This is a genomic window from Enterococcus sp. DIV0802b (assembly GCF_050543535.1).
Classification (GTDB): Bacteria; Bacillota; Bacilli; order Lactobacillales; family Enterococcaceae; genus Enterococcus_D; species Enterococcus_D entomosocium.
This window is the reverse complement of sequence record NZ_CP172941.1, coordinates 2,709,472-2,721,803: the sequence shown is the minus strand read 5'-3', so window position 1 is coordinate 2,721,803 and position 12,332 is coordinate 2,709,472. Positions and strand designations below refer to the sequence as shown.

Sequence of the window (12,332 nt, the reverse complement as noted above, 5' to 3'; positions counted from 1 at the left end):
GTGAGCATGTGTTAGAAGCAAAACAGCTAGTAAAAACATTTGGGGATTATACAGCAGTCGATCAATTGTCTTTTACCATCAATGATGGTCAGATTATGGGATTAATTGGTCAAAACGGAGCAGGAAAAACGACGACATTCCGATTGATCTTGGATTTTTTGAAAGCCGATCAAGGAGAAGTATTATGGGATGGTCACAAAATTAGTGAAAAAGAATACAATCTTATTGGCTATCTGCCAGAAGAACGCGGCTTGTATCCAAAAGTCACGATTGAAGATCAATTGATCTACTTCGCGCGTTTACGTGGTAAAAAGAAAGAAGACATCGTACCCAAAATCGACTATTGGATGGACAAGTTTAAAGTCAAAGGCAAGAAAACTGATAAAGTCAAATCTTTATCAAAAGGAAATCAGCAAAAAGTTCAGCTAATTTCAACGTTGATCCATGAACCAAAATTAGTGATTCTAGATGAACCGTTTAGTGGCTTAGACCCAGTCAACGCGGAACTGTTGAAAAACGGGATCATTGAACTGAAAAAAAATGGCTCTTGTGTCATCTTCTCCAGTCATAATATGGATAACGTAGAAAAAATCTGTGACCACTTGATTATGCTAAGGGATGGTCAAACTGTCTTAAACGGAAAGGTCCATGAAATTCGTGAATCCTTTGGACGAACGAAAGTTTATTTGGAGTCTAATTTGACGAAAGAACAGCTTTTGGCAGTGGCAGGTGTTGAGGAAGTCATTGCCAGAGAAGACGGCAGCTATGATATTACGATCGCTGATCCTGCAGTAGGAAAAACCTTATTTGATTTAGCGACGGCGGATGGTTATATCCCTATGTTCAATCAACAACCGCCAACGTTAGAAGAAATCTTTAAGCGGAAGGCAGGAAAAACAAATGAATAAGTTTTGGGTAATCGCATTAGATGTTTATAAGAAAAATATCAAATCAATTTCGTTTTTGATTATGATATTGGTTCCATTCATTGCAATGGGCGGATTTTATCTGATTAGTTACTTTGCCGATGGTATGAGCAGTGTGGATAAAATTGTCGTTTATGCGAATGAACCAGCCATTGCGCAGACCTTTGTGGAGCAAAGTAGCGATGATTATGAATTTGAAGTTGTGGAAAGCGAAGAACAAGGACAACAACAGTTGGCTGACAAAGATGCTGATGCCTTGTTAGTTATTACTGCTTCAGGGGATACGCTGCAAGGGGAATTATTAAGCGAGTCCTCAATGGGGCAAGCTTTAGAGCTGACGATCCAACAATTATTGACGGGCTTGCAGTCATCCTTTCGAGCTAGCGAGCTTGGTTTGACTGCTGAGCAAGTGGCAGTTCTTAGTGAAGTTGCACCGCTTGACCGGCAAAAAGTTTCCTTCAGTGAAGGTGGCGAAATGACCTATGGAGAAGATAATACCGCGATGCAAGCAGCAGTTAGTACCATCGCAACAATCGTTCTCTTTTTCTTTATCATCACTTACGCACAAATCATTGCGCAAGAAATTGCTTCTGAAAAAGGAACGCGCATTATGGAAGTCATTTTGTCTAGTACGCGTGCACAAACCCATTACTACGCCAAATTAACTGGGGTGATCATGGTTGCAGCGACCCAGCTAGTTGCGTATGTTGCGATTTTTGGCGGGAGTTATTTCTGGATCAAGGACAACTCCATGGTAAAAGACTTATTGGCAAGTTTTTCATCAGATGGCATTTTTGGTCCTTTCCTCGTGTTTGCGATCGTTTTCGTCTTCTTAGGAATCTTGATCTATTCTGTCTTGTCAGCCCTTTGCGGGTCGTTAGTGAACAAAGCAGAAGATACGGCGAAAGCCATTATTCCAGTGACGTATCTTTCGTTGGGCGGGTATATGCTAGGAATCGTACTAGGCGGTATGGATCCGCATAACGTTGTTTTACGAGTAACTTCTTATATCCCATTCTTGTCCTCGTATATTATGCCAGTACGGCTTGCTAATGATACAGTGGGGATTGGCGGAGCGTTGATTTCAGTAGGGATCCTTGCTGTTACCACAATCGTCCTGATGCTGGTTTCTGCAAAAATGTACAAATCAAATGTCTTGATCTATAACGACAATGGCATCTTGGCAACGTTGAAACAATCACTGGTGTTAATGAAAAATGAGAAATAAACAAAACGCCCGATCCTTTTTGTGATCGGGCGTTTTTTATTGGCTAGAATCTAGAAAACAAGGTGCAGGCCTTTAGAATTCCTGCACAAAAAAGTCGAAGATCGATTGCTCAGAAGGCAGCTTGTGAGCGGCTAGCTCAGGATGCCACTGAATGCCTAAGATCGGTGCGCCATAGGCGGTGGATTCAATGGCTTCAACAACACCATCAGGAGCGGTGGCGGTCACATTGAAATCATCTGCAACTGTTTTGACTGCTTGGTGATGAAAAGAATTGACTTGATAGGTTGTGCCTAAAAGAGCAGCCAAACGACTGTCTGCCTTGATTTCCACCCGATGTGTAGGGAATTGAAAGAACGTTGGTAATTGCACGTGTTTGATCGTTGGGTGATCGATCAAAGAGAGATCTTGGTACAAACTCCCACCAAATGCGACATTTAGTAACTGCATGCCGCGGCAGATTCCAAAGATGGGTTTGTTTTGAGCCACTGCTTCTTTGATCAATGCCAATTCAAAGACATCACGATCAGGATGAATGCCTTGAATCAAAGGATGAGGATCTTCGCCATAATGATCAGGGGAGACATCATGACCACCGGCTAACAAGAGTTTATCGATTTTGCTGATGTAAGTCGCAGCATCTTCCACGACACCCATTGGTAATATTAGGGGAATGCCTTGGGCTTGTTGGATATGGGTGACAAAATTTTTGGGTGTATAGGACAACCAATGTTCTGCTTCTTCAATCATTGGCCGTTCATTAGCAGCGATGCCGATAATGGGTTTCATTTGATCAAACCTTTCTATAAGTAAATGGAACGAAAAGAAAAAAGGACACGAGGTCCTTTTTTCGAGCATCTTCGCTTTATTTTTCGCGAATAACTTCGATTTTATAACCATCAGGATCTTTCACAAAATAGTAAGATGGAGAAGTCCCTGGTAGTCCTTTCAAGTCAGTGACGTCAAATCCGGCAGCTTGGTGCTTCTCATGAAGCGCTTCTAGATCATCGGTACTGATGGCGATGTGGCCATAGCCGTCGCCTAACTCATAGCCAGGATGGTCATAGTTATATGTCAACTCTAGCTCGTAGTCATCTCCAGGCAATGTTAAGTAAACCAAAGTAAATTGATGTTCAGGAAAATCACGACGGCGAGATTCTTCAAAACCAAAGGCAGTTTGATAAAAATCTAGAGAAGCCGTTAAGTCTTTGACGCGGACACAAGTGTGAGCCATTTTCATGGGTAAATCATCCTTTCGATCTTGATAGTTGTATGATAACATATTTTCTCATTTTATAACGAATAAAAGACAACAGAGCGTTATTTCCAGCTTGTCCAGACTATTGGCATAGGGTAAAATGGAAAGAAAGTGTTGGTGGAGGGAATCATGCCAGAAAAGGAAATTGTGTTCGGGGAAAAAGAAGCGGGGAAACCATACAAATCAAGATATGGCGCGTATGTCGTTCTTCCAAATGAAAAAAATGAAGTGATCTTGGTACAAGCACCCAATGGCGCCTATTTTTTACCAGGCGGTGAAATTGAACCAAATGAGACCAAAGAAGAAGCGATCCAGCGAGAATTAATAGAAGAACTTGGATTTGAAGGGGAGATCGCTGCCTATTTAGGGGAGGCAGTTGAATACTTCTATTCACGCCATCGCGATACATTTTACCATCATCCCGGCTATTTCTATTTAATGACCAAATGGAAAAAAGTCTGTGAACCGACAGAAGAAACCAATCAGTTGTCATGGCATACGCCAGAAGAAGCGATTCAGCGATTGAAACGCGGCAGCCATAAATGGGCAGTTGAACAATGGTTGGCAAAATAAAAAAGGCAGGCTTCCGATAAAAAGGAAACCTGCCTTTTACACTTAGTTATTTGCTAAAACATACTTGTTGATTACTTCTGCCACACCGTCTTCTTCGTTTGATGCAGTTAGGACATCTGCGGCATTTTTCACGTTTTCAGTGGCATTGGCCATCGCCACACCGATACCAGCGTATTCCACCATGGTTAAATCATTTTCGTTATCGCCGATCGCCATGACTTCTTCTTGTTTGATGCCTAAGTGCTCCGCCAATTTTTTGACAGCAGCCCCTTTATGGGCTTGTTTATTTAGAACTTCCAAGAAGTAAGGAGCACTTTTGACCACATTGTAATTGTCCGTCAAACTGCTCGGCAATTGTGGGATGATCTGATCAAGTATTTCGGGATCATCGATCATCATCATTTTGATGATATTCAAGTCAGCAGTCATTTCTTCTGGTGTCCGATATTTCAATGGCATGTTGACTAAGAAGGCTTCATAAATCGTATAAGGACTGATATCGCGGTTAGCGGTATACATGGTATCTTCGGTTTCTACATGAAGATGAACCCCTAATTTTCTCGCAGTCATCTCAACAAAGAGATAGTCATCTTGGGACAAGCCGAATTCAGAGATGATCTCTTGGTTTTTGGTTTTTTGAACCAAAGAGCCATTATAAGTAATAACGAAATCATTGTCCGTAAATAAGTCTAGTTCCTTTAATAAATCTTGGACACCAGTTAAAGGGCGTCCCGTACACAAAACGATGCGTACACCTTGCTTTTCAGCGTCTTTCAATGCCTTGTAAACGGCTGGGGTGATCTTGCGGTCGTTGTTCAACAGGGTACCATCGATATCGATGGCGATCAATTTGATACTCATAAGTTCCTCCTAGTGGCTTGGTTTGATCAAAGCACCATTGCGAATGTGCTTGGCAAACTCTTGATACGTCTCTCCAAATAAATCATAGTGATTTTGGATGTTGGGGTCAATCATTTCTTTTGGAAAATAAAAGCGTTGGTCACCTTGGGTTTGTCCCGCTAAAGCTGCAACTAGCTGACTGGCTTGGGATAATTCCACAAGGGAACCATCTTTTTCCTGTAATTCGATTTGTGTCCGATGTTTGCCTGAAGTCGGCCGATAAAAATCATAAGGCAGATCGAAGCTTGAATTGATGGCAGTATAATAGCGGGGATTGAAGCCGACTTTTTCCACCAGTCCCTGCATTTCTTCAATCATCGGCAACTGCGTCTCATCGTCAAAGCGGGCGGATTTCAACGGTTTACGATTTAAGAACCGCTTGGCCAAATCGCTGAGGATCGGATCATTTTCTTCCGTCCATTGGGTAAAGTAGGTATTCAGAACGCCATCGTCGAGTTTCAAGTATTCATCTAAGGTGAATTCTTGTTTTAAAAATGGGAGAAGCAGCTGCGAATGGCCTTGAAACAATTCTGAATCCACTTGATACAGTTCTGCAGCTCGATCCAGCAAATGGGCTAAGATCACTTCCATCCCTCGAGAACTCGCATGGAAATAAACTTGCACATACATCTGGTAACGACTGACGATGTAGTCCTCCACAGCGTGCATGCCATTCATAGAAAAAGCAATACCGCCTTCGTACGGACGAATCACTCGTAAAATTCGGGTCAGATCAAACGTGCCGTATTCAGTGCCGGTAAAATAAGCATCGCGCAGCAAGTAGTCCATCCGATCAGCATCGATTTGACTAGAAATCATTTGAACGACTTGAGGATTTGGATAAGTTTTAGTGATAACACTTGCGACTTTCTCAGGAAATCCAGCTTCCACTCGGTTCAATATCTGATGAACTTCCGTTTCAGGAGAAGTAATGATCGCCACTGTGATGGCTTCATGGTCTGTATGGAAAATGTGCTCAAAGGTGTGGGAGTATGGTCCGTGGCCCACATCATGAAGCAATGCTGCACACAAGGTCACTAAACGCTCTTTATCATCCCAGCCGTTTGGTCCGACTTTTTCAAGGGAATAATTGCGTTGGAAAATATCGCAAATGCGACGGCTGATTTCATAAACGCCCAAGGAGTGAGAAAAGCGGCTATGTTCTGCTCCGTGAAAGGTAAAGGAAGCAGTTCCCAGCTGTTTGATGCGCCGCAAACGCTGCACTTCTTTGGAATTGATCAAATCTAAAATCACTTGGTGCTGTACATGGACATAGTTATGAACAGGATCACGAAATACTTTTTCTATCGCTAAGGTTTGATATTTATATGGTAGGCTCATCGCTAAACTCCTTTATTGGTTGGTTTCGCTTTTCCATGCCAGCTAAGCGTTGCTGCATTTGTTCGCTAAGGTTATTTTCTGTCAGCCATTGATCCAGTGATTCAAGCGGATATAGGGATTGGTCTGTGATCAAGGGAAGCAGGGCTTTTTGCAAGCGGTCAGTCACCTCGTGTGTGGTAAACTTACGGCCGAGGGCCGCTTCTAAAGTGGTCATGCTCGCAGGATTGACGACTGGATAGCCATCTGTACCAAAGCGCTCTTTCAAACCTGCTTGGTAAAAACGACGAACGAGAGAGCCGCGGGCTGGTTGGTCGCCGTTGACACTCAGATACATCATGACAGCCACGCCGTCTTTGATTCGTCGTTGTGCTGTACCAGCAATTTTTTTCCCATCAATACTCAGGTCATAGGTGCCTGGGCAATACGAGTCAGCAATTTCATAAGCCAAAATTGTCCGCTCAGGAAAGGCGGTTTGCAGCAATGTCGCCATCATTTCATAGGCTGCATCTGTGGTGGCAGCCAAATGTTTAGGGAAGATGAGGGAGACATTCAAAATACCGGCATCATTAATTACACCAAGCCCCCCTGAGTTGCGGATGATCGAGGCATAGCCAGCTTCTTTCAAAACCTGCAGACCATCTGTCAAAAAAGGCAGCCGGGTATCTTTCATTCCTAAAATCATCGTATCGGACAACTGCCAAAAATGACAATAAACTTGTTCCTTTTTGCCAGCAACTTCGGTGGCAACATCGGTGAAGGCAAACGGCTCATAAGGATTGTGGATACGTGGTAAGGTTTGATCCATTACATAGATAGTCAAATCGGTTAAACTCCTTTAAAATACCTGTTATCCTTATTATATACGATTCTTGGAAAATTACTTGGAGAAAAGAATGAAAACTTGCTTTTGTTTTCGTTTTTTATTTTCAATGAAGAAATAGACCAAGGAGAATCAACTGAAATGATTGACAAACGAATGAAAAAAAGCAAGAATGAAACTGAAATCTTCAAAGGAGGCACTCGTACATGCAAGAATTATCAAAAGGAATCCCAATCTCGATTCATTTAACAACCAATGTACGTCAAGCAGGGGAAACAGAAAACTTTCTGTTTGATCTGCAAGGACAAGCAGTCAAGATCGGTGATACCTTATATCTCCGTTACAAAGAGATCCAGCCAGACGGCACCGACGTTCCCGTTACGATGAAAATTATGCCAGACGGATTGATTCAATTGATTCGCTCAGGGGAAATGCGCATGCGCTTGAAATTTTCTTATAAGGAACGTTTAGAGACGAGTTATCAAACCCCGTATGGCTTGATGATGTTCCACACCTTCACCAATCACTTGCACGTTAGCTTGAAAGACCGTCCATACTCGGGAAAGATCGATATCGATTATGACTTGTTCATGGCTGCTGACAAAGTCGGCGAATACAAACTGTCTTTAGAATTTACCGCTTAATCAAAGGGAAATTGAAAGAAAAAATTGCAATTTGAGACGTAATTTTGTATGATTAGGAGTAGACTGTGAAAGGACGTGTCCCGTTTGGAAATTAATGTATTTGAAGGTGTAAATAAAAACGAATTGTCGATGATTGAAGTTGCCCATGCGATTTTAGAGCAGCGCGGTGACGTGATGGATTTTTCTGATTTGGTCAACCAAATTCAAAACTATCTTGAAACTTCAGACAGCGAGATTCGTGATTCATTGGCGCAGTTTTATACAGACTTGAATATCGACGGTAGTTTTATTTCTTTAGGCGACAATCGTTGGGGCTTACGTTCATGGTACGCCATTGATTCGATCGATGAAGAAGTCAACCATGGCATCGAAGACGAGGATGAAGATACACCACGTCGTCGCAAACGTAAAAAAGTCAATGCCTTTATCAACGATGATGAAGATGCAATCGATTATAACGATGATGATCCTGAGGATACTGATTTGTCAGATGACGAAGAAGATGATCTCTTTGATGATGATGATGACGAGGATGAAGAAATCTCGGCATACAATTCAGACTTGCAAGAAATCGGCGCCGACAATAGCACCGATGATGAAGAAGAATTACCTGACAGCATTGAGGAAGATCTAACCATTATCGATGACGATGATGAAGATGATTTTGCGGATGAAGAGGAAGAAGAGGAGTAATCCTCTTCTTTTTTTCGCCTTATGGCTGTAAGCAGCTTTTAATCGTTGAAGGACGAGTTCGCCTTCTTACATAGATACAAATAAAAAAGGAACCGCATCAGCGGTCCCTAAGTGCTTTTGAATTATTGATTTGAATCGAGTATACTTGTAACGAAAAGAAAAAACGCGCCTTGAGGGAATCGAACCCCCGTCTCAAGAACCGGAATCTTACGTGATATCCACTACACTAAAGGCGCGAAGCACAAATATTAGTTTAACCAATTTCAGTGAAAAAAACAAGAGGTAGAATGATGAAATTTCAACAGCAATTTTCACAACAACAAAAACAGACGCAAAAGCTTGCTATGACGCAGAAATTACAGCAATCGATCCAAGTGCTGCAATTTTCTGCAGATGAATTATTGTCCTTCATAGATAACCAGGCATTAGAAAATCCGTTGATTGATCTGGGGGAATATGATTCGCCCATCACACCAAGCAAGAGCAGCGGCTCGTCAGAACAAATAATGGATTACTTAAGCCAGATCCCTGATCAGCACACGTCTTTATTCGAACACCTCATTGATCAAGTTCATTTAAATTACCGCGACACCTTTTTGCGGACGATCGTTTTATTTTTAGTCGAGTACATTGATTTAAACGGCTTTTTGACGATTGATTTGGAAGAAGCTGGGAAGCTTGTCGGGGGGACGCCGATCCAAATGCTTGATGCTTTAACCTTGATCCAGCAACTGGATCCGGCAGGAGTCGGTGCTCGTGATCTAAGAGAGTGTTTGATGCTGCAAACGGAAAGAGATGACTATGCGCCGCCAATGGCTTATCTCATTTTAGAAGAATTCTTCACGGAAATGGCAGAGCGCAAGTGGGACAAAATCAGCAAAGCGCTGCAGATTCCATTAACTGAGATTCAAAAGGTCTTTGATTATGTTCAAACATTGACCCCCACACCAGGGGCGGCGTTTGGGTCGACCGATGGGCTTTACATCGTTCCTGACCTGCGAGTGACGGTTGAAAAAGGACAACCGATCGTGAAATCAAACAAACGCGCCTTACCAGAGGTTCGCTTTCAGCAGCAGTACTTTGACCAATTGAAGCAAAGCGGTGATCCAGAAGTCTTAAGTTATTTAGACAATAAAGCCCAAGAGTTCGAGTGGTTAAAGAAGACCTTGCTGCAACGAGGGGATACCATCTATCGTGTCGGGGTGCAGATCGTTGCGCGGCAAAAGGAGTTTTTCACTCAACCAGATCGACCATTAAAGCCATTGGTTTTAAGAGAAGTTGCCGAAGAATTAGGAATTCATGAATCAACGGTCAGCCGGGCAGTCAATGGGAAATACTTGGAGACCTCCTTTGGGGTGTTTGAATTAAAACTATTCTTTGGACAGAAAGTTTCGACGCAAGAAAGCGGTGATGACCTGACGACGGCATCGATCAAACAGCAGCTAAAAGCACTGATCGATGAAGAAAATAAAAACAAACCATTGTCAGACCAAAAGTTGACAGATGCCCTCAAAGCCCAAGGCATCGATATTTCTAGACGAACGGTGGCAAAGTATCGTGAAGCCATGAATATCCCTGGTTCTTCCAAGCGGAAACGATTCGAGTAAAGCAAAACTTACTATTAACGATGAGTAGGGAAGGCAGCAAAGCCTTTCCTTTTTTTATCGATCCTTTCCTCTTTTTCAAATTATGACGATTTTATGAAAAGCAAGATTTTGTGACTGAAATAGTTGCGTATCAAGGCGATAAGTGCTACTATTATTGGTGTAGGAAACAGATTTAAATTTTTTTTGCAATCGATGGGTCATTTTAAGTCATTGTAGGACGAAAATTGTCCAACGGGAGGATATAAAATGCTCGATGAATTAAAATTGATTGAGGCAATCACCCCGGATATTCTCGCTGTACTCCAGGAACGTTACCGTATCTTAAGAAATATTTATTGGATGCAGCCCGTTGGCCGCCGGACACTTTCGGAAAGTTTATCAATGACGGAACGCGTGTTGAGGACGGAAACAGATATCCTTAAAAAGCTGAAACTGATCGACTCTTCAAAAAGCGGCATGCAATTGACCGCCTACGGAGAAGAAGTGTACACGAAGATTGGTGCACTGATGGATCAGCTGTTCGGAATGCACCAAATCGAGAAACGATTATCAGAGACCTTTGGCATCGAACGTTGTTTGATTGCGAGCGGCGATGGTGATCGACAACCGAAAGTTATTGCTGAATTTGGCCAGTTGCTGAATGAATCGTTGGATCTCTTATTGCCAGAAGGCAAAAACACCATCGCAGTAATGGGAGGGACGACAATGGCGAAAGTTGCCGAGGAATTGGGTAATTTGGAAACCGCCAAACGTCATAACTTGTTTGTTCCAGCCCGTGGTGGTATCGGAGAATCAGTCAACGTGCAAGCAAACTCTGTCAGCTCGGTGATGGCAATGCAGACAAATGGCGATTATCGCTCCTTGTTTGTACCAGAACAATTAAGCATGAACACCTACGAGTTTCTCTTGAAAGAACCCGCCATCGTTGATGTCTTAAACTTGATAAGTCAAGCAAATTGTGTTATTCATAGTATTGGACGGGCGTTGCATATGGCGGCTCGAAGAAAAATGTCAGAACAAGAAATTCTGATGTTGAAACAAAAAAATGCAGTTGCAGAATCCTTTGGGTATTTCTTTAACGAAGCAGGCGAGGTCGTTTACAAAGTTCCTCGAATCGGACTTCAATTAAAAGATTTACAAAAAGTCCCAATCATTTTTGCGGTCGCTGGCGGACAATCAAAAGCCAAAGCGGTCAATGCATACATGAAAAATGCACCAAAACAAACCTGGCTCATCACCGATGAAGCTTGCGCAAATGAGATTTTAAAAGGGGCAACCCTTTAAAATAAATATTTTTATGATTTTCATAAGGAGGAAATCTTAAATGACAGTTAAAGTAGGTATTAATGGATTTGGACGTATCGGACGCTTAGCATTTCGTCGTATCCAAGAAGTAGAAGGAATCGAAGTTGTGGCTATCAATGACTTAACAGACGCTAAAATGTTAGCTCACTTGTTAAAATATGATACAACACAAGGACGTTTCAACGGTACAGTTGAAGTTCACGAAGGTTCATTCAATGTGAACGGAAACGAAATCAAAGTTTTAGCTAACCGCAACCCTGAAGAATTGCCTTGGGGCGAACTAGGTGTTGAAATCGTGTTAGAATGTACTGGATTCTTCACTTCTAAAGCAGCTGCTGAAAAACATTTAACAGCTGGTGCAAAACGTGTAGTTATCTCAGCTCCTGGTGGAAACGATGTTCCAACAATCGTTTACAACACAAACCATGAAACTTTAACAGGTGAAGAAACAGTTATCTCTGGTGCTTCATGTACAACAAACTGTTTAGCTCCTATGGCGAAAACATTGAACGACAAATTTGGTGTGATTGAAGGATTAATGACTACAATCCATGCTTACACAGGTGACCAAATGACTCTAGACGGACCACACCCTAAAGGTGACTTCCGCCGTGCCCGTGCTGCTGCTGCAAACATCGTGCCTAACTCAACTGGTGCTGCTAAAGCGATCGGCTTAGTAATCCCAGAATTGAACGGCAAATTAGATGGTGCTGCTCAACGTGTTCCTGTTGCAACTGGTTCATTAACTGAATTAGTTACTGTTCTTGACAAAGAAGTAACTGTTGATGAAATCAATGCAGCAATGAAAGAAGCTTCAAACGAATCTTACGGTTACAACACAGACGAAATCGTTTCTTCTGATATCGTTGGTATGACTTACGGTTCATTATTTGATGCAACTCAAACAAAAGTTATGACTGTTGGCGACAAACAATTAGTTAAAACTGTTGCTTGGTACGACAATGAAATGTCATACACTGCACAATTAGTACGTACTTTAGAATACTTCGCTAACCTATAAGAGTTGCGAACGACTTTAA

General features: G+C 42.2%; 13 protein-coding genes and 1 tRNA gene. 8 read left to right on the top strand and 6 right to left on the bottom strand.

All coding sequences use genetic code 11. The features are described from left to right. The first annotated feature begins 8 nt into the window (after window positions 1-8). Both IGJ12_RS12695 and IGJ12_RS12690 read left to right on the top strand, forming a co-directional pair. Window positions 9-908, top strand: a complete 900-nt coding sequence (locus tag IGJ12_RS12695) for an ABC transporter ATP-binding protein (protein ID WP_005234329.1) — start codon at window positions 9-11, stop codon at window positions 906-908. Beyond that, window positions 901-2,154 (top strand): ABC transporter permease, encoded by a 1,254-nt coding sequence (locus tag IGJ12_RS12690; RefSeq protein ID WP_008380850.1) that lies wholly within the window; start codon window positions 901-903, stop codon window positions 2,152-2,154. The genes IGJ12_RS12695 and IGJ12_RS12690 overlap by 8 nt, the downstream gene beginning before the upstream one ends. A 72-nt stretch (window positions 2,155-2,226) precedes the next feature. On the opposite strand, the gene IGJ12_RS12685 is transcribed toward IGJ12_RS12690, so the two are convergent. After that, window positions 2,227-2,940: a gamma-glutamyl-gamma-aminobutyrate hydrolase family protein gene (locus IGJ12_RS12685; protein ID WP_008380852.1), complete on the bottom strand. Its 714-nt coding sequence runs from the start codon at window positions 2,938-2,940 to the stop codon at window positions 2,227-2,229. A gap of 76 nt (window positions 2,941-3,016) precedes the next feature. Continuing rightward, window positions 3,017-3,391 (bottom strand): lactoylglutathione lyase, encoded by a 375-nt coding sequence (gloA, locus tag IGJ12_RS12680; RefSeq protein ID WP_005234340.1) that lies wholly within the window; start codon window positions 3,389-3,391, stop codon window positions 3,017-3,019. Between the two features lie 147 nt (window positions 3,392-3,538). Here gloA and IGJ12_RS12675 point away from each other — a divergent pair, with 147 nt between their 5' ends. Next, a complete protein-coding gene (locus IGJ12_RS12675; protein WP_005234342.1) occupies window positions 3,539-3,982 on the top strand; it encodes an NUDIX hydrolase in 444 nt (147 codons plus the stop codon). 42 nt (window positions 3,983-4,024) lie between these two features. Here IGJ12_RS12675 and yidA read toward each other — a convergent pair whose 3' ends face one another. From yidA to IGJ12_RS12660, 3 genes are read right to left on the bottom strand one after another with little or no spacing between them, the layout of a single operon-like run. Beyond that, the gene (gene yidA / locus IGJ12_RS12670) at window positions 4,025-4,843 is read right to left on the bottom strand and encodes a sugar-phosphatase (protein WP_016619757.1); all 819 of its coding nucleotides are present in this window, start codon (window positions 4,841-4,843) and stop codon (window positions 4,025-4,027) included. Window positions 4,844-4,852: 9 nt separating this feature from the next. Further along, the gene (locus IGJ12_RS12665; protein WP_008380856.1) at window positions 4,853-6,223 is read right to left on the bottom strand and encodes an HD domain-containing protein; all 1,371 of its coding nucleotides are present in this window, start codon (window positions 6,221-6,223) and stop codon (window positions 4,853-4,855) included. Beyond that, window positions 6,207-7,028, bottom strand: coding sequence for a lipoate--protein ligase family protein (locus tag IGJ12_RS12660; protein WP_430619592.1), 822 nt, complete (start codon window positions 7,026-7,028; stop codon window positions 6,207-6,209). Before IGJ12_RS12660 ends, IGJ12_RS12665 begins: the two co-directional genes overlap by 17 nt. 221 nt (window positions 7,029-7,249) lie before the next feature. Here IGJ12_RS12660 and IGJ12_RS12655 point away from each other — a divergent pair, with 221 nt between their 5' ends. Then, a complete protein-coding gene (locus tag IGJ12_RS12655; RefSeq protein WP_016612645.1) occupies window positions 7,250-7,687 on the top strand; it encodes a DUF1934 domain-containing protein in 438 nt (145 codons plus the stop codon). Between the two features lie 84 nt (window positions 7,688-7,771). Further along, complete coding sequence (gene rpoE, locus IGJ12_RS12650; RefSeq protein WP_005234347.1) at window positions 7,772-8,380, top strand: DNA-directed RNA polymerase subunit delta; 609 nt, start codon at window positions 7,772-7,774, stop codon at window positions 8,378-8,380. 164 nt (window positions 8,381-8,544) lie between these two features. Here rpoE and IGJ12_RS12645 read toward each other — a convergent pair. Continuing rightward, a tRNA-Arg gene (locus IGJ12_RS12645) sits at window positions 8,545-8,616 on the bottom strand. A gap of 51 nt (window positions 8,617-8,667) precedes the next feature. Here IGJ12_RS12645 and rpoN point away from each other — a divergent pair. From rpoN to gap, 3 genes are all read left to right on the top strand, one after another. After that, window positions 8,668-9,987 carry an RNA polymerase factor sigma-54 gene (gene rpoN / locus IGJ12_RS12640; RefSeq protein ID WP_185932222.1) on the top strand — a complete coding sequence of 440 codons (1,320 nt, stop codon included), beginning with the start codon at window positions 8,668-8,670 and terminating at the stop codon, window positions 9,985-9,987. A 246-nt stretch (window positions 9,988-10,233) separates the two neighbouring features. Beyond that, the gene (locus IGJ12_RS12635) at window positions 10,234-11,271 is read left to right on the top strand and encodes a sugar-binding transcriptional regulator (RefSeq protein ID WP_005228675.1); all 1,038 of its coding nucleotides are present in this window, start codon (window positions 10,234-10,236) and stop codon (window positions 11,269-11,271) included. Window positions 11,272-11,311: 40 nt separating this feature from the next. Further along, window positions 11,312-12,313, top strand: coding sequence for a type I glyceraldehyde-3-phosphate dehydrogenase (gene gap / locus IGJ12_RS12630; RefSeq protein ID WP_008380858.1), 1,002 nt, complete (start codon window positions 11,312-11,314; stop codon window positions 12,311-12,313). Window positions 12,314-12,332: the final 19 nt, after the last annotated feature.

Bases quoted from the DNA above. Each gene is read 5' to 3' on its own strand.
- IGJ12_RS12690 (WP_008380850.1), top strand. From the start codon at position 901: ATGAATAAGTTTTGGGTAATCGCATTAGATGTTTATAAGAAAAATATC.
- IGJ12_RS12685 (WP_008380852.1), bottom strand. From the start codon at position 2,940: ATGAAACCCATTATCGGCATCGCTGCTAATGAACGGCCAATGATTGAA.
- gloA (WP_005234340.1), bottom strand. From the start codon at position 3,391: ATGAAAATGGCTCACACTTGTGTCCGCGTCAAAGACTTAACGGCTTCT.
- IGJ12_RS12675 (WP_005234342.1), top strand. From the start codon at position 3,539: ATGCCAGAAAAGGAAATTGTGTTCGGGGAAAAAGAAGCGGGGAAACCA.
- yidA (WP_016619757.1), bottom strand. From the start codon at position 4,843: ATGAGTATCAAATTGATCGCCATCGATATCGATGGTACCCTGTTGAAC.
- IGJ12_RS12665 (WP_008380856.1), bottom strand. From the start codon at position 6,223: ATGAGCCTACCATATAAATATCAAACCTTAGCGATAGAAAAAGTATTT.
- IGJ12_RS12660 (WP_430619592.1), bottom strand. From the start codon at position 7,028: ATGGATCAAACCTTACCACGTATCCACAATCCTTATGAGCCGTTTGCC.
- IGJ12_RS12655 (WP_016612645.1), top strand. From the start codon at position 7,250: ATGCAAGAATTATCAAAAGGAATCCCAATCTCGATTCATTTAACAACC.
- rpoN (WP_185932222.1), top strand. From the start codon at position 8,668: ATGATGAAATTTCAACAGCAATTTTCACAACAACAAAAACAGACGCAA.
- IGJ12_RS12635 (WP_005228675.1), top strand. From the start codon at position 10,234: ATGCTCGATGAATTAAAATTGATTGAGGCAATCACCCCGGATATTCTC.
- gap (WP_008380858.1), top strand. From the start codon at position 11,312: ATGACAGTTAAAGTAGGTATTAATGGATTTGGACGTATCGGACGCTTA.